We start from the raw sequence: 22,382 nt of genomic DNA, 5'->3' as shown, positions 1-22,382 counted from the left end.
ATGGCGCTGCTGCCCACCGGGGTCGCGGTGGTGACCGTCGCCGACGGGCGCGACGACGTGGGGGCGACCGTCAGCGCGTTCGGATCTGTGTCGGCCGACCCGCCGGTGGTGTCGGTGAGCGTGGGCGCCGAAGGCTACATGGCCGAGGTGATCGAGGAGGTCGGCGCCTTCGCCGTGAACGTGCTGGGCGCCGGCCAGCGCGCGCTGGCGGGCCGTTTCGCCGCCGAGGGGCGTCCCAGCGCCCGCCTGCTGGTGAGCGGCCAGTCCCACCACCGGGGCGGGCTGACCCGCGCGATCGTGCTGGACGACGCCCTGTCGGCGCTGGAGTGCTCCGTGCGCCAGAGCGTCCTGGTGGGCGACCACGTGGTCTTCCTCGCCGACGTGGTGGGCCTGCCCGTGGTCACGGGCACCGGTGCGGCGCTGGTCCGCTGGGCGGGCCGCTACCACTCGCTGGACTGACGCGCGGCCACCGGGCAGTGGCCCGGTGGCCGCGTCCGAGGGCCTGTTCGATGCACGCCCGCCCAGCCCCCAAGGGGTGCCGGGCGGGCGGAGCGGAGCCCCAGGAACCCTGCCGGTGAGTGCTTGCTCAGCCCCTGGGGATGTCGTTCGGGCGCCGGCGGGGTTCTGGAGGCGCCGAAGGTTCCCGCCTACAGGGCGCCCGAACACGGGGCGAAGCGGAGCGGAGCCCCAAGAAAGACACTGCTGGACCGATGGGCAGGGGACAGGGCCCAAGGGGGTGCCGTTCGGGCGCCGGCGGGGTTCTGGAGGTGCCGGACGTGCGATCGCGAGGAACGAGCCATCGCACGGGAGGCGCCGAAGGTTCCCGCCTACAGGGCGCCCGAACACGGGGCGAAGCGGAGCGGAGCCCCAAGAAAGACACTGCACTGCTAGACCAGGCCCTCCTCCTCCAGCCACTCCTGGGCCACGTCGGCGGCGTTCTCGTTCTGGACCACCACACGCTCGTTGAGCCGCGTGAGGGTCTCGGTGGTGAGCGCGGCCGACACCGCGTTCAGGGCGGCGCGGGCGGTGTCGTCCACCTGCTCGCTGTTGATCAGCGGGGTGATGTTCTGGGCGCCGAAGAGGTTCTCCGGGTCCTCCAGGACCACGAGGTCCTCCACCGCGATCTGCGGGTCGGTGGTGAACAGGTTCGCGGCCTGGATGTCGCCGTCCAGGAGCGCCTGGGTCAGCAGCGCCACGTCCAGGGAGCGGAACTCGCCGAACTCGACGCCGTAGACCTCCGACAGGCCCACCACGCCCTGCTGGCGGGTCTCGAACTCCGGCGGGCCGCCCAGGGTCATCCCGTCCGCGACCCCGGCCAGGTCGTCGATGCTGTCGAGGCCGTGCTCCTCGGCGGTCTCACTGGTGACGGTGACCGAGTCCTTGTTCTCCGCGCTGGAGGAGTCCAGGATCTCCAGGCCCCCGGGCAGCGCCTCCGCCACCCGCCGGTTGGTCTCCTCACCGCTGCCGGTGGGCGCGTCCTCGTCGAGGTGGGCCAGGATCGCGCCGTTGTACTCGGGGAAGACCGACAGGTTCCCGGACTCGATCTGGGAGTAGTAGACCTCGCGGCTGCCGATGTTGAGCTGGTAGGCGACGTCCACCCCCTCGGCCTCCATCGCCCGGCCGTAGATCTCGGCGAGCAGGGTGCTCTCGGGGAAGTCCGCGGAGCCGATGACGACCTCGCCGGAGCCCGAGGCGTCACCGCCCCCCTCCTCCTCGTAGGGGTCGCTGCCGCCGCACGCGGTCAGGAGCACGGCCGTCAGGGGAAGCCCGATGAGGGCGAGCCTCTTGTGCATGTTCGCCAACCTTCTCTGTGAGTACTTCGTGGATGGGTGAGGGGACACCCGCTAACGCCCCGCCACGGCGCCGGTGCGCAGTCCGGGTGCGACGAGGAGGCGCCGCAGTCCGGCGAAGAGGAGCGTGGTGAGGACCGCGAGCAGCACCACCAGCACCGATCCGCCCAGCATCATCGTCAGGTCCTGGCGGGCCTGGCCGTCGACGATGTAGCGCCCGAGGCCGCCCACGCCCACGTAGGCGGCGATGGTCGCGGTGGCGACCACCTGGACGGCGGCGGTGCGCATGCCGATGAGGATGAGCGGTACCGCCACGGGGAGTTCGAGCCGCAGCAGCACCTGGTGGCCGCGCATGCCCATGCCGAACGCGGCGTCCCGGAGCCGGGGCTCGACCCCGCGCACGCCCTCGTGGGTGTTGACGAGGATCGGCGGGACGGCCAGCGCCACCAGCGCGCACAGGACCGGGACGAGCCCGATCCCGGCCGCCAGCACGATGAGGAACAGGACTCCGATCGTGGGCAGGGCGCGCGCGAAGTTGGCGAGGCTGGTGGTGAGGAAGCCGCCCCGCCCCGTGTGTCCGGTGAACAGTCCCAGGGGGACGGCGACGACGGCGGACAGCAGCAGTCCGAGCAGGGAGTAGTAGACGTGCTCGCCCATGCGCGCGGGGACGCCCCCGCCGCCGGTCCACCGGGCCGGATCGGCGAACCAGGCGAACAGCTCGATCAGGATGTCCATGACCGTCCCTCCTCCGCCGTGTGCCCGGTACCCGGCCCGGTCCGTACGGGGCGCCGCACCGCGGCCTCCGCGGTCTCCGCGGCCCGGGGGGCCGTCGGGGCCGCCGCGGTGTCGGCCCCGGCGGGCCCGGCGGCACGGCGCCGCCGGCGGCGGCCGCCGTCCTCGCGCGCCCAGGGGGTGAGCAGGCGCTGGGCGAGCACCAGCACGGCGTCGGTGACGAACGCCAACAGGACGGTGAGCACGATGCCGACGACGATGGGCGCGTCGAACTGGCGGCGGAACCCGTCACTGAGGATGAGCTGGCCCAGCCCGCCCAGTCCCACCAGGGAGGCGACGCTGACCATGCTGATGGTGGCCACCGAGGCCACGCGCAGCCCGGCGATGATCACCGGCACGGCCACCGGCGTCTCCACGTACACCAGGCGGCGCAGCGGACCGAAGCCCATCGCCACGGCGGCCTGGCGGACGTGGTCGGGGACCTGGCGCAGGCCGTCCACCACGTTGGGCAGCAGGACCACCAGGGTGTACAGGGCCAGCGGCACGACGGCCGTCCAGTCGCTGAACCCGGTGTAGGGAAGCATGAGGAAGAACAGCGCGATCGAGGGCACCGCGTAGAGCACGTTCACGCCCGTCAGCACCGGCGGGTACAGCGGCTTCCAGCGCACGCACGCCAGTCCCAGGGGCAGGGCCAGCACCAGCCCGATGAGGATGGACAGGTAGGACAGCCGCATGTGCTCGGTCAGGCGGGGCAGGACGCCGCGGTCGGGCTCGCCGGGACGGCTCCAGTTCGCCACGCCCCACTCGACGACGCGCGCGGCCCAGTCCCAGGCCTCGGCGATCACTCGGTCACCGACCACAGGGCCGTGCCCAGGTCCTCCTGGGAGACCACGCCGACCACGCGTCCGGCGGCGTCGACCCCGACCGCGCGTCCGGCGGGCGAGAGCACCGCCGCGTCCAGGGCCGCGCGCAGGGAGTCGGTGTCGACGGCGAAGGTGTGGCCGTAGGGGGCGAGGTCGAGCGAGCCCAGGGCGGTGTCCGCGGGCACGCGGGCGAGCTGCCCGGCGCCGGCCCAGCCCAGGGGCACGTGGTCGCCGGTGACCACCAGCGCCCACGGTTCACCGCGCATGGAGGCGGCCGCGGCGCCCGCGGCGGTGTCGTCGCCGAAGACGACGTCCTCGCGCAGCGACAGCTCCCGGGCCGGGAAGAACGACAGGCGCCGCACGCCCCGGTCGTAGCCGACGAAGGACTCCACGAAGGCGTCGCGGGGCGCGGCCAGGAGGCGTTCGGGGCTGTCGTACTGGGCGAGCCGCCCTCCGGGCCGGAAGACGGCGATGCGGTCGCCGAGGCGGACGGCCTCGTCGATGTCGTGGGTGACGAAGACGACGGTCTTGTGCAGCTCCTCCTGCAGGCGCAGGAGCTCGTCCTGGAGGCTGGCGCGCACGACGGGGTCCACGGCGCTGAAGGGCTCGTCCATGAGCAGGATGGGCGGGTCGGCGGCCAGGGCCCGGGCGACTCCGACCCGCTGCTGCTGGCCTCCGGAGAGCTGGTGGGGGTAGCGCCGTGCCTGGGAGGGTTCGAGGCCGACCAGCTCCATGAGCTCGGCGGCGCGCGCCCTGGCCCTGGCCCGCCCCCAGCCGAGCAGCAGGGGCACGGTGGCGATGTTGTCGCGCACGGTGCGGTGCGGGAAGAGCCCGGCCTGCTGGATGACGTAGCCGATGGAGCGGCGCAGCGCGGCCGGGTCGCGCAGGCGTACGTCCTGTCCGTCGATGAGGACGGCGCCGCCGGTGGGCTCGACCATGCGGTTGATCATCCGCAGCGACGTGGTCTTGCCGCTGCCGGAGGGACCCACGAAGACCGTGGTCTGACCGGTCTCGACGGTGAGGTCCAGGGCGTCGACGGCCACCGTGCCGTCGGGGTAGAGCTTGGCTGCGCCCTCGAATGTGATCATCGGCCGGGTGTCTTCCGTTCTGGGACCGGGAGAAGGTGGGGTGTGGCGGGGCGGGCCGCTCGCGCGCCCGCCGGCCACCATCGTGTGGCGCCGGCCGTGACCGTGTCGGACCCGGGAGGGCGTCCGTTCAGTCCTGGCGGGCGATCCAGTCGGCGAGCTGGTGCAGGTCGTCCAGGACCGCGTCGGCCCGCGCCGCGTCCTCGGTGGCGGCGTGCCGGTAGCCGTAGATGCCCCGGCGCAGCAGGACGGCGCGCATCCCGGCGCGGAGGGCGGGCAGGACGTCGTTGTCGACGCGGTCGCCGACGTAGAGGACCTCCTCCGGCGCGATGCCGGGGCGGGTGGCCCGCGCCAGGGACAGGACGCGGTCGAAGAACTCGGGTTCGGGTTTCTTGACGCCCCAGTCGTCGGAGATGCCGATGGCGTCGACGCCCAGTGACATGGCGGTCAGGGCGGGCCCGGCCTCGGGCGGCTGGTTGCCCGCGATGACCAGGGACAGTCCGGCCTCGCGCATGGCCCCGAAGGCGGGACGCACGTCGGGGTAGAGGTCGTCCTCGCCGAAGTGCTCGCGCTCGCCGTCGGGGTCCTCGGCACGCCAGAGGGCGCTCTCGGCCGCGAGGTCGAATCCGGGTACGAGCAGCCGGAAGCCGTCGGTGAGGGTCCCGCCGGAGCCGAGCACGGCGCCGATGGTGCCGAAGAACGCCATGTGCGGGATGCCGAAGCGGTCGGCCCAGCGCGCGAAGATCCGGGTCTCGTCGACGAGGGTCTCGCCCACGTCGAACACCACAGTACGAATTGCCACGGTCAGGGAGTTTACAAGCCGTTCGTAACGGTTTCCGTGCAGGTTGCGGATGGGCGGGTCCGGCTGAGCCGGATCAGGTGGGCGGACGCAGCACGGCGAAGGCGTCGGTGATCTCCAGACTGCGGTCGCGGAAGCGGAAGAGGGCGGCGGGCCGCCCCCCGGAGCGGCCGGAGGGCACCGAGCGGCCGGTCTCCTGGATCTGTCCCCGGCGCAGCAGGACGCGGCGCAGGTTGGTGGCGGCCACGTCGTGGCCCAGGGCCGCCCGGTAGTAGCCCGACAGCTCCGACATCGTGAACTCCGGCGGCGCGAGGGCGTACCCCACGTTGGTGTAGCTGAGCTTGGCGCGCAGGCGCCGGCGTCCGGAGCGGACGATGGAGGCGTGGTCGAAGGCCATGGACGGCAGTTGCGCGGCCGGGTGCCAGCCGGTGTCCTCGGGCACGACCGGGTCGACGTCCGCCGGGACCAGGCCCAGGTAGGCGGTGGCCAGGGCGCGGCGCCCGGGAACGCGGCCGGGGTCGCTGCGGGTCTCCAGTTGCTCCAGGTGTGACAGATCCCTCACGTCCACCTTCTGGGCGAGCTGGCGCCGGATGGAGGCGCCCAGGTTCTCGCCGCGGCCGAGCCTGCCGCCGGGCAGCGCCCACGCCCCTTCGCAGGGCGGAAGGGCTCTGCGCCACAGCAGTACGCACAGTTCTCCGTCGCGGATCTGGAGCACGACCGCGAGCGCCTCGTGCGCCGAGAGCTCCGCGTGCTCCGACGCGGTGCAGGCGGGCGACGCAGCCTGCCCGTTTTCCTGAGGGGTGTCCAACTCGTCCCTTCCGTTCCCCGTCATGTTAAGCTGTAAGAGGTTTGTGCCTGACAGACAAAAACTTGTCCACCCGCACCGACCCTCCCCGGCACGGCGCCCGTACGACGTGCCCACAGCCTCAAGGAAGTAGTTGGACATGGCACCGGTCACCGCGACGGCGGACACCATGACCAGGCAGGAATGGGCCGACGAGGTCCGCCGCCTGGCGAAGGAGCGCGACGCTGTCATCCTCGCGCACAACTACCAGCGCCCCGAAATCCAGGACGTCGCCCACCACACCGGCGACTCCCTGGCGCTGTCCCGTCTGGCCGCCAGCGTCGACGCGAGCACCATCGTCTTCTGCGGCGTGCACTTCATGGCCGAGACCGCCAAGATCCTCGCCCCGGAGAAGACCGTCCTGCTGCCCGACCCCAACGCCGGGTGCTCGCTGGCCGACACCATCACGGCCGAGGACGTGCGCGCCTGGAAGGCCGAGCACCCCGGAGCGGCCGTGGTCGCCTACGTCAACACCACGGCCGCGGTCAAGGCCGAGACCGACATCTGCTGCACCTCCTCCAACGCCGCGGACGTCATCCGCTCCATCCCCGAGGACCAGGAGATCCTCTTCCTCCCCGACCAGTTCCTCGGCGCCCACGTCAAGCGGGTCACCGGGCGAGAGAACATCCACGTGTGGATGGGCGAGTGCCACGTGCACGCCGGGATCGACGGCCACACCCTGCGCGAGCGCGTGGCCTCCGAGCCCGACGCCGAGGTCTACGTCCACCCCGAGTGCGGCTGCGCCACCTCCGCCCTCTACCTCGTGGGCAGCGGCGCCGTCCCCGAGGACCGCGTGAAGGTCCTCTCCACCGGCGGCATGCTCACCGCCGCGGAGAACACCACCGCCGACAAGGTGCTCATCGCGACCGAGACCGGCATGCTGCACCAGCTTCGCAACGCCAACTCCACCACGGCCTTCGAGGCGGTCAACCCGCGCGCCGAGTGCCACTACATGAAGATGATCGACGCCGACAAACTGCTGGACTCGCTGCGGTTCGGCACGACCGAGATCACGGTCGGCGCCGACACCGCCGAGCGCGCCCGCCGCTCCGTGGAGCGCATGGTCGCCATCGGCTCGCCCTCGCGAGGCGGAGAGTAACCATACCCTTACGGTGGGAGTTCGCACCCCGCCGAACTAAGGGTTACAGAAGTCTTACCTTCAGGACACAGGTCTCCGTTTCACCCACGCGACGGGGCTCCCCTCGCTACCGTCGCGGAAGAGGCGGGGGGAGAACCGTGACCATCAGGACCGAAGGAGACGAAGCGGCGGCGATCGAGGCGCTCTACGACGCGTTCGCGCCGCCCTTGTACCGCTATGCCTGGTCGCTGCTGGGCGACGAGGACCAACAGGTGGCCGAGGCCGTACACGACGGCCTGGTCGCCGGGGTGGTCCTCGACGCCCGGCGCGCCGACCCGGCCGACCGCGGCCCCTGGCTGTACGCCCTGGTCCGCTCGGCCTGCCAGCGGCGCGGCCTGGCACACGTGAGCCCCTACACCAGGCTGGCCACGGTGCCCGCCGAGGAACCGGTGGCCCACATGTTCTCCCGGCTTCCCGCCAGCCACCGCGAGCTGGTCGAGCTGAACCTGCGGCACGCGCTGTCCCCGTCGGCCGCCGCGCGCGTGCTGGGCCTGGACCCCAAGATCTGTGTCGAGCTCTCGCGCTCGGCGATCCAGCGTGCCGCGGAGAGCCTGGAGGAGGCCTCCGGCGAGGCCGGGGGCCTCTTAGAGGCGCCGGAGGGCACCGACGGCCCGGACGGTCCGGACGCCGAGGCCCCGGAGGACGCCGGGCTCCTCGGCCCGACGCGCCGCAGGGCCCGCGAAATCGACCGCGTCGCGCACGCCCTGTCCCTGCTGCGCCCGCCCGGACCGCCGCCGGGCCTGCGCGAGAGGGTCGTGCGGACCTGCCTGGACCCCGACTCGGCCTCGGTCCGCGAACGCGTCGCCGCGCAGATGCATCCGCTCACCGGCGAGGGGTACCCGCTGCACCGTGCCCGTGTCGCCGGGGAGCCCGAGGAGGTGGCCGAGGCCGCCGGTCCCGTTCCCGAGCCGCCGCCCCGCGCCCTGCCCGTCGACCGGCTGACCACCCGCGACCACCCCGTACACGAGGAGGCGGTCGCCAGGCTGGCCGGACCGGACACCGGTCCGGAGGACGGCGACCGGACCTCCCGGCGCCGCTGGCCGCTGCCCGCCGTCTCCGGTTTCGCCACGGTCGTCGTGGCGGTCGGACTGTGGTCGTGGGCGAGTGCGGTGGGCGGCCCCTCCACCGCCATCGGCCCCGGGGAGGCGGACGACCGCAGCCCGATGGTCGCGGAGAGGGAGGCGGCCGCGACCTCCTCCGACGCCAAGCCGGAGGCCGGGCCGACCGACGCGCCCGTCGTCGTGCCGACGGAGCAGCCGGGCCAGGGGGTCCCTGCCGAACCGGAGGCGGAGGAGTCCGCGGGACAGCAGGCCCCGGTCCCAGGCGGGACCGAACCCGTGCCACCCGCCGGGGAGCAGCAGGGGCCGTCCTCCGGCGCCGACGGATCCGGTGACGGCTCCGAGGCTCCCGGTGACGGGAGTTCCGAAGGCGGGGGCTCCGGAGACGAGGACGCCCCGGGCGCACCGCCCGAGGAGGGCGGGTCCGACGACGGGGACGGGGACGAGGACCTGTTCGAGGGGCTGCTGGGGCTGCTCTTCGGCGGTGGCTGAGGCCCGGGGAGCACCGTTCAGAAGGAGGCGAGCAGCCGTTCGGCGGCGGTGTGCAGCCGGTGCTCCACCTCGTCCACGTCGCGGCGGCCCTTGAGGATCTCCACCAGCTCGAAGATCCACACGCTGGTGAGCGAGCCCACCAGGACGTAGTCGGTGCTGTCGCGGTCCACGGCGGTGCCGTCCTCTCCCGCCGCGCCCTCCAGGTTGCCGGTGGCCACCCGCCACACCAGGTCGGAGATACGCACGTCGAGCTCGATCTTGACCTCGGCCATGATCAGCGAGCGCACCAGCGCGTCGGCCAGCTCGGGCTCGCGCATGAGGCCGCGCGTGGCGCGCAGCAGGACGTCGACGGCGCGTCCGGCGGCGGTGTCGGCCGTGGGCGGACGCCGGACGATACCGCCCTCCAGCAGGTCCATCTCCTCGGTGACCACGGCCACGACCAGGTCCATCTTCGAGGGGAAGTACCGGTAGAGCGTGCCGAGGGCCACCCCGGCGCGCTCGGCGACCGAGCGCATCTGCATGGCCTCGACGCCACCGCGCACGGCCAGCGCTGCCGCCGTCTGCACGATGCGCTTGCGGCGCTGGGTCTGACTTCGCGACATCGTTCCGCTCGACGCCTGCACCGCCACAGGATCTTCCCTTCGTCGTCAGCCCGCACGCCGTACACCCGTCGTGGCGCCCGGAGCCCGTTGTGGTGGTCGACACCCACCCGGGCAACGACCGTTATGAGAACACGTTATCCAAGGTTTTCCCCTCAACGCAGTTCCCCTCACATATCTCCGTCGCCTCATCGCCCGACGTGGCAGGAGCAATACGAAAAGATGACCCTGGTTTTCGGATAACCTGAACAGCTTTGTAGAATATGTTCTATTCGCGCAATCGGAGTGGCTCGTCCGCTTCGACCGCCTCCCCCGGCCGCCGCCCTGGAACCGGCCACCTCCTAGAATCGAACCGGATTCGGTTTCTAGTGAGAGGTCGCCCCCCGCATGCCCGACGCACCCCCCGTCGAGGACCTCGGCGACGGAGTCTGGAGTCTGCCGGTGCCCATCCCCGGCAACCCCCTCGGCTTCACCTACGTCTACGTCCTCTCCAGCTCCGAGGGCCCCGTCCTCGTCGACACCGGCTGGGACCACGACGAGTCCTGGGAGGCGCTCACCAGCGGCCTCAAGCAGACCGGGCACACCGTCGAGGATGTCCGCGGCGCCGTCCTCACCCACTTCCACCCCGACCACTCGGGCCTGGCCGGACGCCTGCGCGCGGCCTCCGACGCATGGATAGCCATGCACCCGGCCGACATCGCGATCACCGAGCGCCTGAACGCCACACCCCCGCGGGACCGCCTCGACGGGATCGCCGACCAACTGCGCCGCTCGGGCTTCCCCGAGGAGGACGTCCGGGCCCTGCTGGAGGCCCCGAACCTGATCGGCGCGCCCGCGGTCCCCGACCTGTCCCTGTCCGACGGCGAGGCCGTCGACCTGCCCGGACGCGACCTGCGCGCCGTGTGGACACCCGGCCACACCCCCGGCCACATGTGCCTGCACCTGGCCGACGGCGGGAGGGTCTTCACCGGCGACCACGTCCTGCCCCGCATCACCCCGCACGTGGGCCAGTTCCCGCTGCTGTCCACCGACGGCGACCCCCTGGGCGCCTTCCTCGCCTCCCAGGCCGGTATCGGCCGCCTGCCCGACGCCGACCGGCTGGTATGCCTTCCCTCACACGAGGCACGCTTCACCGGGCTCGCCGCCCGCGCGCGGGAGATCACGGCCCACCACGAGGAGCGGCTCGTCGAGATGACCGCCCTGATCGCCGAGGGACACACCACTCTGTGGGAGGTCACCTCCGGCCTGGGCTGGAAGCGCCCCTGGGCGCACATGCGCGTCCACGCCCGCCACATGGCGGCCTCCGAGACCGCCGCCCACCTGCGGCTCCTGGAGGAGCGGGGCCTCGTCCGCCGCACGGCGCGCGGTGACATACCCCGTTGGGCCCTCGTCGGCCGAGCACACCGCCCGACGTAGGATCCCTTACCAACCAGCCTGACGCCGACCCGAACCCAACTGCCGAGTAACATATGGACGCGCACGCCTGTCACCGGCGAACACCCTCGTCCACACCGGCGACCGGGCCCGCGATCCAACGAAGAGGTGGACTCTTGACCCAGTCGGGCACCACACCGAGCCCCCGGCCCCCCGCCGAGCGCCCCCTGCGCGTCGCCCTGCTGTCCTACCGCAGCAAGCAGCACGTCGGCGGACAGGGCGTCTACGTCCGCCACCTGTCGCGGGAGCTGGCGGCCCTGGGGCACGAGGTCACGGTCCTGTCCGGTCAGCCCTACCCCGTCCTGGACGAGGGCGTGACCCTGGAGAAGCTGCCCTCCCTGGACCTCTACAACGACGCCGACCCCTTCGTCGCCCCGCCCCTGCGCGAGTGGCGCGACTGGATCGACGTCCTGGAGGTCGCCACCATGTGGACCGCGGGATTCCCCGAACCCCTCACCTTCTCCCTGCGCGCCAACCGCGAACTACGCAAGCGCCTGGCCGACTTCGACGTCGTCCACGACAACCAGACCCTGGGCTGGGGCCTGCTCGGCATCCGCGCCGCGGGACTGCCGCTGGTGACCACCATCCACCACCCCATCAGCGTGGACCGCAGGATCGAGCTGGCCGAGGCGCGCGGCCTGCAAAGGCTCACCAAGCGCCGCTGGTACGGGTTCGTGGGCATGCAGGCCAGGGTCGCGCGCAGACTCGACCCGATCCTGGTCCCCTCCCGCTCCTCCGCCGACGACATCGCCCGCGAGTTCGGCGTCGACCCCGCCGCCATGGAGGTCACCCCGCTGGGCGTGGACACCCGCTACTTCCACCCGCGCCCCGAGCTGGAGCGCGTCCCCGGACGCATCGTGTGCACCGCCAGCGCCGACAGCCCCCTCAAGGGCGTGGCCGTCCTGCTGCGCGCCGCCGCCAAGCTCGCCACCGAGCGCGACATCACCCTGACCATCGTCAGCCGCCCCAAGCCCGGCGGCCCCACCGACCAACTGGTGGACGAGCTGAGCCTGCGCGACCGCGTGGAGTTCGTCAGCGGCATCGACGACACCGCCCTGGCCGAGCTCGTCGCCAGCGCCCAGGTCGCGGTCGTCCCGTCCTTCTACGAGGGGTTCTCCCTGCCCGCCGTGGAGGCCATGGCCTGCGGAACCCCCCTGGTGGCCAGCCGCGCCGGAGCGCTGCCCGAGGTCGTGGGCACCGACGGCGACGCCGGGCTCCTGGTCCCCCCGGGCGACTCCGAGGTCCTGGCCGGCGCGCTCACCGCCCTGCTCGACGACGACGCCGAGCGCGAGCGCATGGGCGCCGCCGCCTGGCGCAGGGTCCAGGAGCGCTTCACCTGGAGGGCCGTCGCCGACCTGACCGCGCAGCGCTACGCCACCACCATCGACGCCGTCAGGGGGACACGCCCCGCCGACGGCGACACGCGTCCCGCGCCCGTGCGGGCCCGCGCGAACGGCGCCTGACCCGGCGGTCCGAGCGCCGACCGACCACCCCGCGTCCCGCAGATCCCTAGGGAGCCTCCACTGATCACCGTCGACTTCAACCTGTTCCCCGTCGGCCCCGGCGACCGCGTCCTCGACCTGGGCTGCGGCGGTGGCCGCCACGCCTTCGAGGTCTACCGCCGCGGCGCCGACATCACCGCCTTCGACCAGAACGTCGCCGACCTCGCCGAGGTCGAGACCATGTTCGCCGCGATGCGCCAGGAGGGCGAGGCCCCCGAGGAGGCCCGGGCCGAGACCGTCAAGGGCGACGCCCTGGACATGCCCTTCGACGACGGCAGCTTCGACCGGGTGGTCGCGGCCGAGATCTTCGAGCACGTCCCGCACGACACCGCCGCGATGGCGGAGCTGTTCCGGGTGCTGCGGCCGGGCGGCATCGCCGCGGTCACCGTGCCGAGCTTCCTGCCCGAACGCCTGTGCTGGGCCCTGTCCGAGGAGTACCACACCAACGAGGGCGGGCACATCCGCATCTACACGCGCGCCGAACTGGAGGCCAAGCTCAAGGCCACCGGCTTCGAGGTCGGCCCGCACCACCACGCGCACGCCCTGCACGCGCCGTACTGGTGGATCAAGTGCGCGGTGGGCACCGGCAACGACGACCACCCGCTCGCCAGGGCCTACCACGAGATGCTCGTGTGGGACATGCTCAAGGCCCCGAAGGCGACCCGGGTCGCCGAGCGCCTGCTCAACCCGGTCATCGGCAAGAGCGTGGTCGTGTACGTGCGCAAACCGCACGCCGCCTGATGGCTGTCGCTCCCGCCCCCACACCGGTCCCGCACGACACCAAGGCACTGCACCTGCCCGGGGTGCTCAGCACCGAACAACTGCACCGCTCCGCCTCCTACCTGGTGCGCACCCAGGAGGCCGACGGGGCCATCCCGTGGTTTCCCGGCGGGCACACCGACGTGTGGGACCACGTCGAGTGCGCCATGGCCCTGACCGTGACCGGGCGCGACGTGCCCGAGCACGCCGAGGCGGCCAGGCGCGCCTACCTGTGGCTGGCCGGGAGCCGCGCGTCCGGCGGCGGATGGCCCGCCAAGTTCCGCCAGGGCGTCCCCGCCACGCGGCTGCGCGAGGCCAACCACGCCGCCTACCCGGCGGTGGGACTGTTCCACCACCTGCTCGTCACGGGCGACGCGTCCTTCGCCGAGCACATGTGGCCGGTGGTCGAGGAGGGCCTGGAGTTCGTCCTGGCCCTGCGCGGTGAGCACGGCGAGATCCTGTGGGCGCGCTCGGAGGACGGCTCCCCGGGCGACCACGCGCTGCTGACGGTGTGCGCGAGCGTGCACCACGCGCTGCGCTGCGGCGCGGCCCTGGCCGCCCGCCTGGGCCGTGAGCGCCCGGAGTGGACGGCCGCCGCCGACCGGCTCGCGTTGCTCATCAACGAGCACGAGGACCTGTTCTCCGACCGCGGCCGCTTCTCGATGGACTGGTTCTACCCCGTCCTGGGCGGTGCCGTGAACGGCGCCGCCGCCAAGGAGCGGATCGCGCGGCGCTGGGACCGGTTCGTGGTCCGGGGGCTGGGTGTGCGCTGTGTGAGCGACCAGCCGTGGGTGACCGCCGCGGAGTCCGCGGAGCTGGTGATGACCCTGGCCGCCATGGGCGACGTCGAGACGGGGGTGCGCATCCTGCGGGACGTGCAGCACCTGCGCGACGCCGACGACGGCGTGTACTGGACGGGCTACCAGTTCGCCGAACAGGTGCGCTGGCCGGTGGAGCGCAGCACGTGGACCTCGGCCGCCGTGGTCCTGGCGGTGGACGCGCTCACCGGGACCACCCCGGGATCGCGGGTGTTCCTGCACACCTGGGACGAGTTCCCCGTCGACCGGTGAGCCGCCCGGACGTGTCGCCGGTGCGGCCCCGCGAGGCCGGCCGTCGAACGGGACCGTGCACACCCGCCCGGCCTCCGGGGGCGTCCATGCGCCGGCGGGGTCCCGGAGGGGCACGGGAGCGGCCCCGGCGGGCCGGTCCGCCAGGCCGCGACCCGCCACAGGGGAGGGCCCCGGCGGACGTGCGTCCGCCGGGGCCCTCCCCGTTCACCCGCCACCGGACCGGTGGTCACCAGATGTCCTCGCTTCGTGCCGGTGGCGGCGAACTGAACCCTCCGCCGCCGTCGTCACCGCTGCCGTCTCCGCTACCGTCACCGGTGCCGTCGCCCTCCCCGTCATCAGGCTCCGTCCCGGGGAAGCCGGGGAGCTCGGGCGTCTCCGGCTCCACCGGGGTCTCCGGCTCCACCGGGGTCTCCGGCTCGACCGGGGTCTCCGGTTCCACGGGCTCCTCGGGCTGGTCGCCCTGCGACGGTTCCTCGGGCTCCTGGGTGGAGGGGTCCGGCGCCCAGTACTCGGTGGAGCCGACGTTGGCGCGGGGCGGGAACTCCTTGCGCTCGTACCCCTCCATCGCCTGGGTCATGTACCTGTTCCAGATCGTGGAGGGCAGTCCGGTACTCGACAGCTCGCCGTAGCCGGGGATCGTGAAGGGCTCGTTGTTGCCGCTGTAGACGCCCACGGACGTGGACAACTGCGGGGTGTAGCCGACGAACCAGGCCGCCACACTGTCGTTGGCGGTACCGGTCTTGCCCGCCACCGGGTGCGTCCAGATGTTGGCGTTGCGTCCCGTCCCGGAGTTGGCCACCTGTTGCAGGGCGTAGGTGACGTCGGCGGCGACGCCCTCGCTGACCGCCCTGCTGCTCTTCACCTCCGGGCGCTCGTTCTCGCCCTCGGTGTTGACGATCTCCTTGACCACGTGCGTCTCGACGTGCACGCCGCCGTTGGCGAAGCTGGCGTAGCCGCTGGCCTGGTCCACCGGGCTGACGCTCGTCGCGCCCAGCGGCATGACCGGAACCAACTGGTTGTCGGGGATGCTGCCCTCGGGCAGGCCCAGGTCGTAGGCGGTCTGGCGGATGTTCTCGTGCCCGACCTCCATGCCCAGCCGGATGAAACCGAGGTTGTTGGAGACCCGGGTGGCCTCGACGAGGTTCATGACCCCGCCGGGCGAGTTGCCCGCGTTCTGGATCCGCGTCCCCGCGATCATCTGCGGCCCGCGTCCGTCCACCACGCTGTTCAGGCTGTACCCCTGCTTCAGGGCGGTGGCCAGCACGTAGGGCTTGAACGCCGAACCGGCCTGCCCGCCTCCCAGGAAGGAGGTGTCGAACTGGTTCTCCTGGTAGTCGTGGCCGCCGTAGAAGGCCACGACCTCACCGGTGGCCGGATCGACGGTGCTCGCCCCGATGCTGACCTCCGGGGGCACCACCTCGGGGTCGATCGTCCCCTCGACCGCCTCGTACATCTTGTCCATCAGGTCCTTCTTGAACGTGGTGACGATCTTGAAGCCCTGACGGTTGATCTGGTCCTCGGCGTAGCCGAGGTCGGCCAGCTCCCGCATCGCCGCCTCGTACATGTAGCCCTCGTAGCCGCTGAGGCCGCTGCTGGCGGGCCGCTCCGGCTCGGGCGTGGGGAACTCCATCGCGTCGGCCTCGGCCTGGGTGATGGCACCGGTGGTGACCATGCCCTTGACGACGTACTCCCAGCGGTTCTCCATCTCCGGCGTGGTCTCCGCGTCCGCGAAGCCGAACTTGGTCGGCTGCTGGATGGCGGCGGCCAGGAAGGCGGCCTCCTCGGGAGTGAGCTCGGTGACGTCCTTGTGGTAGTACGCCTCCGAGGCGGCCTGGACTCCGTAGGCGTTACGGCCGAAGTAGATGGTGTTGAGGTACTGCTCCATCACCCATTCTTTGCTCTCGGTCTGGTCGACCTTGATGGCGATGATGATCTCCCGGGCCTTGCGGGTGATCGTCACGTCGTTGGAGACGCCCTTGTAGTAGTTGCGGACCATCTGCTGCGTGACGGTGGAACCGCCCTGGACCTGCTGTCCGGTGACGGTGGACCAGACCGCGCGGGCGGTACCGCTCACGGACACGCCGGGCTCGCTCCAGAAACCGCGGTCCTCCGCCGAGACGACCGCCTCGACGATGTGGTCGCCGCCCTCGGTCATCTGCTCGTAGGAGATGACCTCGCGGTCGGTGCCCCGGTAGGCGAACTCGGTCTCACCGTCGGCGTAGTAGAAGGTCGAGCCCTGTTCGAGCGCGTCGGCCTGGGCCGCGTCCGGGACCTCGACGGTGTTGTAGAGGAAGGCGAACGTGCCGCATCCGATGATGACGAACACGCCGGCGATGATCAGGAAGACTCGGAGCATCCTCCACCACAGGGGTTTCCTCCCCTTCTTTCCCTTCTCCCCGCCGGGGCCGCCAGGGCCCTTGGGCCCGCCAGGACCGGTACCCGCGGGTCCGGCCGGCCCCGTGGGCCCGCCAGGGCCACTGGGACCGCCGGAACCGCCGGAGCCCATGGATCCGTACTGGGAGGCGCCCGGGGACCCGGGAGCCTCTCCCGGCGCACCAGGACCGCTGGAGGCGGGCCCGGTCTCCCCCGGGCCGCCCGGGGCGGAGTACGCGGCTGTGGCTCCCCCGGCGGCGGCACCAGCGGCACCGACAGCACCAGCGGTGCCGACGGCACCGAGGCCGTCGGAACGGGTGTCCCCGGATCTGTCGTCCGCCGTGGTCGGCGCGTCGGCCGCGGACCGCTCGGACGCGTAGTCCGAGGCACGGCGCGGCGCGGGCCACAGGGAGGCGGTCTCGTCCTCGGCGGGCTCAGCCGTGACGGACCCAGCCGTGGCGGACTCGTGCTCGTCGGGCGTCTCGGCACCGGCCCTGTCCGAAGCAGCGGATTCCGGGGCCGGAGAGGGGTCGGACGCGGTGTCGGCGTCCTCATCCGCACCGGCGGTGTCCCCGTCGGTACCGGGTCCGTGGTCGGCCACCGTCGCGTCGGAACCGGATTCGGTGTCGGCGGACCCGGCCGCGTAGGCCTCGGCCCGGACCGAATCGAGCGAGATGGGCTCGGTCGGCGCGGGCACGGGAGATGGGGGCTCACCGGTGCCGTCCGTACCGTCGTCGTGAGGTCCGGCCGCCTCGGCCACCGGTGTCTCCCCGGTGCCGTCGGCGTGCCCGTCCTCACGGGCGCCCTCCGGGCGCGCCTCGCCCTCCTCCTCCGCCACGGCCGGGGAGGAGTCGTCGTCACCCGTCCCGGCGGGGTCGAACCCCTGTTCCGCGAGCGTCTGGGCCACCCTGTCGCGGAAGAAGGTTCCGCTGGTCTTGAAGCTGACCGGACCGATGAACTCCGGCTCCGGCTGCTCTCCTACTTCCTGTTCTCCTCCAGGAGTGTCATGAGTGGAGTGGTCTCCGTCGGTGGTGGGTACACCACTCTCGGGAGTAGTCGTATCGGACAGCTCTTCGGCAGAGGTGTGCCTCGTCTCCGGCTCGTCAGCCGCGGGACGCTGTCCGTCCGTCCCGCCCTCGCCGTGTGTGCTCTCGCTCAGCTCCCCGCCCCCATGGCAAATCACGTCCGGCACCGTGCCGTCCTGGTGTTTGACGCGCGAGTGCCCCTGATCGTTCATCTCGAGTCAGGACCGAAGCGGTATCTCGGGGAATAACGCCACCATCGCTCCGCCCTCCACGCCACAATACCCGTACGTAACCAGGCCAAGGGCAGACCGATAACCGCGCTGTCAATTCTTACCCAGGACTTACCCGTGTGGGGCGTGTCCAGGGGCTCCTGTTAGACCAGCCACTTTCCCCGAGCGGGGCCCTGGTGGTCAGGAGACGCGTTCGAGGACACGCAGCGAGCCGACGACGCGCACCTCCTCGAACCGGCCGGAGTCCAGGGCCCGGCGGTAGATGTTGTAGGGCGGACGGCCGCCGTCCGCGGGGTCGGGGAACACGTCGTGGATCACGAGCGCACCGCCGGGGGCCACGTGGGGGCTCCAGCCCGCGTAGTCGTTCTGTGCGGCCTCCTCGCTGTGGCCGCCGTCGATGAAGACCATGCCGAGCGGCGTTCCCCAGACGCCGGCGACATCGGCGGAGCCGCCGACGATCGCGATGACCTCTCCGTCCAGGCCCGCCTCGGTGATCGTGCGGCGAAAGTGCGGGAGGGTGTCGAACCTGCCGGTGGCCTCGTCGACGAGGGTCCTGTCGTGGTACTCCCAGCCCTCCTGGTGTTCCTCGGAGCCGCGGTGGTGGTCCACGGTGAGGACCTTGGCGCCGGTCACGCGGGCGGCCGCGCCGAGGAAGATGGTGGACTTGCCGCAGTAGGTACCGATCTCCATGACCGGTCCGAGGTGCGTATGGGTGACCGCGGCCTCGAAAAGGGCGGTGCCCTCGTCCGTGGGCATGAAACCCTTGGCTGTTTCGGCCGCGGCCAGGAGTTCGGCGGGGATCGTCTTCGTCATACAGGAATTGTCCCACCAGCCGGAATGCGGATGTTCGGCACCCCGCCCGACTCCACAAAGACACAAATCAGGGCGCAAAAAGGGCCGGCCCCACCAGGCCGGCCCACACATCCCATCTCGCGTTCACACACGCACAAGCCCACACACAAAAAAAAGGGGGCCGCCCACAGGCGACCCCCTCCCCAAGAAAAACCGTGGCAGCAACCTACTCTCCCACCCCACCACAGGGCAGTACCATCAGCGCAAAGAGACTTAACGACCGGGTTCGGAAAGAGACCGGGTGTGACCCTCCAGCAATAACCACCACGGAAACCAACACCCACAACCACTCAACCCACTAAAAGGGGAGCAGCCACGAGCAAGCTTCGTGAACAAGTGTGCGCGAACATCCAATTATCTGCAGCGGACAAGCCCTCGGCCTATTAGTACCGGTCAGCTCCACCCCTCACAGGGCTTCCACACCCGGCCTATCAACCCCGTCGTCTACAGGGAGCCTTACCCTCTCAAAGGAGGCAGGAGACCTCATCTCGAAGCAGACTTCCCGCTTAGATGCTTTCAGCGGTTATCCCTCCCGAACGTAGCCAACCAGCCATGCCCTTGGCAGGACAACTGGCACACCAGAGGTTCGTCCGTCCCGGTCCTCTCGTACTAGGGACAGCCCTTCTCAAGTCTCCAACGCGCACAGCGGATAGGGACCGAACTGTCTCACGACGTTCTAAACCCAGCTCGCGTGCCGCTTTAATGGGCGAACAGCCCAACCCTTGGGACCAACTCCAGCCCCAGGATGCGACGAGCCGACATCGAGGTGCCAAACCATCCCGTCGATATGGACTCTTGGGGAAGATCAGCCTGTTATCCCCGGGGTACCTTTTAGCCGTTGAGCGACACCGCTTCCACACGCCGGTGCCGGATCACTAGTCCCAGCTTTCGCTCCTGCTCGACACGTCCGTCTCACAGTCAAGCTCCCTTGTGCACTTACACTCAACACCTGATTACCAACCAGGCTGAGGGAACCTTTGGGCGCCTCCGTTACTCTTTGGGAGGCAACCGCCCCAGTTAAACTACCCACCAGACACTGTCCCCGAACCGGATCACGGTCCAAAGTTAGATGCCCGAAACAGTCAGAGTGGTATTTCACCAACGCCTCCACCGCCACTAGCGTGACAGCTTCACCGGCTCCCACCTATCCTACACAAACCATCCCAAACACCAATGTCAAGCTATAGTGAAGGTCCCGGGGTCTTTCCGTCCTGCTGCGCGAAACGAGCATCTTTACTCGTAGTGCAATTTCACCGGGCCCATGGTTGAGACAGTGGGGAAGTCGTTACGCCATTCGTGCAGGTCGGAACTTACCCGACAAGGAATTTCGCTACCTTAGGATGGTTATAGTTACCACCGCCGTTTACTGGCGCTTAGATTCCCAGCTTCGCGGGGCGAACCCCACTAACCAGTCCTCTTAACGTTCCAGCACCGGGCAGGCGTCAGTCCGTATACAGCGTCTTACGACTTCGCACGGACCTGTGTTTTTAATAAACAGTCGCTTCCCCCCGCTATCTGCGACCCCACCCAGCTCCGACCGCGAAGGTCTTCACCAGACAGGGCTCCCCTTCTCCCAAAGTTACGGGGACAATTTGCCGAGTTCCTTAACCATGGTTCACCCGAACGCCTCGGTATTCTCTACCTGACCACCTGCGTCGGTTTAGGGTACTGGCCACACACGAACTCGCTAGAGGCTTTTCTCGACAGCATGGGATCACTCACTTCGCCTAAAACGGCTCGGCATCACGTCTCAGCCACACGAGAGGCGGATTTGCCAACCCCTCGGCCTACACGCTTACCCCCGGACAACCACCGCCGGGTAGAGCTACCCTCCTGCGTCACCCCATCACTTGCCTACTACGGGATCGGATCCCAGACCAGTCCAGAGGCAGTTCCCGAAGGAACCACCAAGAACCAGCGTGGTTAGCATCACCCGATTCAGCATGGACGCTCGTGCACGGGTACGGGAATATCAACCCGTTATCCATCGACTACGCCTGTCGGCCTCGCCTTAGGTCCAGACTCACCCTGGGCGGATTAACCTGCCCCAGGAACCCTTAGTCAATCGGCGGCAACGTTTCTCACGTTGCTTTCGCTACTCATGCCTGCATTCTCACTCGCACACCCTCCACCACACGATCACTCGGCAGCTTCTCCGGATGCACGACGCTCCCCTACCAACCCACGCTCAAAGAACGTAAGCTTCACAGCTTCGGCGGTGTGCTTAAGCCCCGCTACATTATCGGCGCAGAACCACTTGACCAGTGAGCTATTACGCACTCTTTAAAGGATGGCTGCTTCTAAGCCAACCTCCTGGTTGTCTCAGCAACTCCACAACCTTTCCCACTTAGCACACGCTTAGGGGCCTTAGCTGATGATCTGGGCTGTTTCCCTCTCGACTACGAAGCTTATCCCCCGCAGTCTCACTGCCGCGCTTCACTTCACCGGCATTCGGAGTTTGTCTGACGTCAGTAACCTGGTAGGGCCCATCAGCCAAACAGTCGCTCTACCTCCGGCAAGAAACACACGACGCTGCACCTAAATGCATTTCGGGGAGAACCAGCTATCACGGAGTTTGATTGGCCTTTCACCCCTACCCACACCTCATCCCCCAGGTTTTCAACCCTGGTGGGTTCGGGCCTCCACGAGGTCTTACCCCCGCTTCACCCTGGACATGGGTAGATCACTCCGCTTCGGGTCCACAGCATGCGACTCAACCGCCCTATTCAGACTCGGTTTCCCTACGGCTACCCCACCCGGGTTAACCTCGCCACACACCATGACTCGCAGGCTCATTCTTCAAAAGGCACGCCATCACCAAAGACAAGCTCCAGCTCTGACGGCTTGACAGCACACGGTTTCAGGTACTATTTCACGACCCCTCACCGGGGCACTTTTCACCTTTCCCTCACGGTACTAGTGCACTATCGGTCACCAGGACGTATTTTGGCTTAGCAGGTGGTCCTGCCAGATTCACACGGACTTTCACGGGCTCCGCGCTACTCGGGGACACACCAACACCTAGGCTCTTCCTTCACCTACAGGACTCTCACCCGCTCCGGTTCCGCTTCCCAACGGATTCAGCTAGAAGAACCACTCAGTGCTCCAGGCCGACAGACCTGGACAGGTGCACCCCACAACCCCGCACACGCAACGACTGCCGTCTATCACACGCATGCGGTTTAGCCTCATCCCCGTTCGCTCACCACTACTAGGGGAATCACTGTTGTTTACTCTTCCTACGGGTACTGAGATGTTTCACTTCCCCGCGTCACCACCAACTGCCCTATACATTCAGGCAGCGGCAACCCGACACAACTCGGGCTAGGTTTCCCCATTCGGACACCCACGGATCACAGCTCGGTTGACAGCTCCCCGTGGCCTATCGCGGCCTCCCACGTCCTTCATCGGCGCCTGGTGCCAAGGCATCCACCGTGTGCCACTATCACTTGGCCACTACAGATAATAAGATGCTCGCGCACACTATTCACAAATCAAAACACCAACCGCATACTCCGACACCACTCACACCCACACTCCCCGAAAGAGAGCAAAGACCTGAGAGTTCTCCGAGGCGGTCCGCGGGAACCAACACCGGCCACCCACCCCCCACCATGGGAGAGCAAGCGGCCAGAGGTTGCTTCCTCAGACACCCAACAGCGCGCCCCCGGACGCTTCTAGTCGCCCGAGGTGAAGTTCGATTTCGTCTTTAGCCACTCCCGATCACCGACGACCGT

Annotated in this window: 16 protein-coding genes and 2 rRNA genes; 7 read left to right on the top strand and 11 right to left on the bottom strand. The window is 69.7% G+C overall.

The window, feature by feature from the left end; genetic code table 11:
* Positions 1 to 459, top strand: coding sequence for a flavin reductase family protein (locus tag NOSIN_RS02035; RefSeq protein ID WP_077693348.1), 459 nt, complete (start codon positions 1 to 3; stop codon positions 457 to 459).
* A 428-nt stretch (positions 460 to 887) separates the two neighbouring features.
* Here NOSIN_RS02035 and NOSIN_RS02030 read toward each other — a convergent pair whose 3' ends face one another.
* The 6 genes from NOSIN_RS02030 to NOSIN_RS02005 all read right to left on the bottom strand — a co-directional run bounded on the left by NOSIN_RS02030 (position 888) and on the right by NOSIN_RS02005 (position 6,101).
* Positions 888 to 1,793, bottom strand: coding sequence for an ABC transporter substrate-binding protein (locus tag NOSIN_RS02030; RefSeq protein ID WP_077689105.1), 906 nt, complete (start codon positions 1,791 to 1,793; stop codon positions 888 to 890).
* A gap of 51 nt (positions 1,794 to 1,844) precedes the next feature.
* Positions 1,845 to 2,525, bottom strand: coding sequence for an ABC transporter permease (locus NOSIN_RS02025; protein ID WP_077689104.1), 681 nt, complete (start codon positions 2,523 to 2,525; stop codon positions 1,845 to 1,847).
* Positions 2,513 to 3,382: an ABC transporter permease gene (locus tag NOSIN_RS02020; RefSeq protein WP_077693347.1), complete on the bottom strand. Its 870-nt coding sequence runs from the start codon at positions 3,380 to 3,382 to the stop codon at positions 2,513 to 2,515. Before NOSIN_RS02020 ends, NOSIN_RS02025 begins: the two co-directional genes overlap by 13 nt.
* Positions 3,364 to 4,473 (bottom strand): ABC transporter ATP-binding protein, encoded by a 1,110-nt coding sequence (locus tag NOSIN_RS02015; RefSeq protein ID WP_077689103.1) that lies wholly within the window; start codon positions 4,471 to 4,473, stop codon positions 3,364 to 3,366. The genes NOSIN_RS02020 and NOSIN_RS02015 overlap by 19 nt, the downstream gene beginning before the upstream one ends.
* Before the next feature lie 127 nt (positions 4,474 to 4,600).
* Positions 4,601 to 5,272 (bottom strand): HAD family hydrolase, encoded by a 672-nt coding sequence (locus tag NOSIN_RS02010; protein WP_236743278.1) that lies wholly within the window; start codon positions 5,270 to 5,272, stop codon positions 4,601 to 4,603.
* A gap of 73 nt (positions 5,273 to 5,345) precedes the next feature.
* A complete protein-coding gene (locus NOSIN_RS02005) occupies positions 5,346 to 6,101 on the bottom strand; it encodes an NUDIX hydrolase (RefSeq protein WP_227014634.1) in 756 nt (251 codons plus the stop codon).
* Between the two features lie 112 nt (positions 6,102 to 6,213).
* Between NOSIN_RS02005 and nadA the strand changes: the two genes are divergently transcribed.
* Positions 6,214 to 7,212: a quinolinate synthase NadA gene (gene nadA, locus NOSIN_RS02000; protein ID WP_077689101.1), complete on the top strand. Its 999-nt coding sequence runs from the start codon at positions 6,214 to 6,216 to the stop codon at positions 7,210 to 7,212.
* Between the two features lie 137 nt (positions 7,213 to 7,349).
* Complete coding sequence (locus NOSIN_RS01995; protein WP_077689100.1) at positions 7,350 to 8,801, top strand: sigma-70 family RNA polymerase sigma factor; 1,452 nt, start codon at positions 7,350 to 7,352, stop codon at positions 8,799 to 8,801.
* A 17-nt stretch (positions 8,802 to 8,818) separates the two neighbouring features.
* Here the strand turns inward: NOSIN_RS01995 and NOSIN_RS01990 are convergent, their stop codons facing one another.
* Positions 8,819 to 9,430, bottom strand: a complete 612-nt coding sequence (locus NOSIN_RS01990; RefSeq protein ID WP_077689099.1) for a TetR family transcriptional regulator — start codon at positions 9,428 to 9,430, stop codon at positions 8,819 to 8,821.
* Positions 9,431 to 9,787: 357 nt separating this feature from the next.
* Here NOSIN_RS01990 and NOSIN_RS01985 point away from each other — a divergent pair, with 357 nt between their 5' ends.
* From NOSIN_RS01985 to NOSIN_RS01970, 4 genes are all read left to right on the top strand, one after another.
* A complete protein-coding gene (locus tag NOSIN_RS01985; RefSeq protein ID WP_077689098.1) occupies positions 9,788 to 10,816 on the top strand; it encodes an MBL fold metallo-hydrolase in 1,029 nt (342 codons plus the stop codon).
* A 134-nt stretch (positions 10,817 to 10,950) separates the two neighbouring features.
* Entirely contained in the window at positions 10,951 to 12,297 is a 1,347-nt protein-coding gene (locus NOSIN_RS01980) for a glycosyltransferase family 4 protein (protein ID WP_077689097.1), read from the top strand.
* 60 nt (positions 12,298 to 12,357) lie between these two features.
* Positions 12,358 to 13,077, top strand: a complete 720-nt coding sequence (locus NOSIN_RS01975; protein ID WP_077689096.1) for a class I SAM-dependent methyltransferase — start codon at positions 12,358 to 12,360, stop codon at positions 13,075 to 13,077.
* Positions 13,077 to 14,165, top strand: a complete 1,089-nt coding sequence (locus tag NOSIN_RS01970) for a prenyltransferase (protein ID WP_077689095.1) — start codon at positions 13,077 to 13,079, stop codon at positions 14,163 to 14,165. The genes NOSIN_RS01975 and NOSIN_RS01970 overlap by 1 nt, the downstream gene beginning before the upstream one ends.
* Positions 14,166 to 14,391: 226 nt before the next feature.
* Here the strand turns inward: NOSIN_RS01970 and NOSIN_RS01965 are convergent, their stop codons facing one another.
* The 4 genes from NOSIN_RS01965 to NOSIN_RS01950 all read right to left on the bottom strand — a co-directional run bounded on the left by NOSIN_RS01965 (position 14,392) and on the right by NOSIN_RS01950 (position 22,101).
* Entirely contained in the window at positions 14,392 to 17,730 is a 3,339-nt protein-coding gene (locus NOSIN_RS01965; protein WP_077693345.1) for a transglycosylase domain-containing protein, read from the bottom strand.
* A 243-nt stretch (positions 17,731 to 17,973) separates the two neighbouring features.
* The gene (locus NOSIN_RS01960) at positions 17,974 to 18,606 is read right to left on the bottom strand and encodes a class I SAM-dependent methyltransferase (protein WP_077689094.1); all 633 of its coding nucleotides are present in this window, start codon (positions 18,604 to 18,606) and stop codon (positions 17,974 to 17,976) included.
* 192 nt (positions 18,607 to 18,798) lie between these two features.
* Positions 18,799 to 18,914: ribosomal RNA gene (rrf, locus tag NOSIN_RS01955) — 5S ribosomal RNA — on the bottom strand.
* Between the two features lie 93 nt (positions 18,915 to 19,007).
* Positions 19,008 to 22,101 (bottom strand): 23S ribosomal RNA (locus NOSIN_RS01950).
* Positions 22,102 to 22,382 lie beyond the last annotated feature (281 nt).

Source organism: Nocardiopsis sinuspersici, from assembly GCF_001998325.1.
GTDB classification, from domain to species: domain Bacteria; phylum Actinomycetota; class Actinomycetes; order Streptosporangiales; family Streptosporangiaceae; genus Nocardiopsis; species Nocardiopsis sinuspersici.
This window is presented reverse-complemented; position numbering and strand designations above follow the sequence as displayed.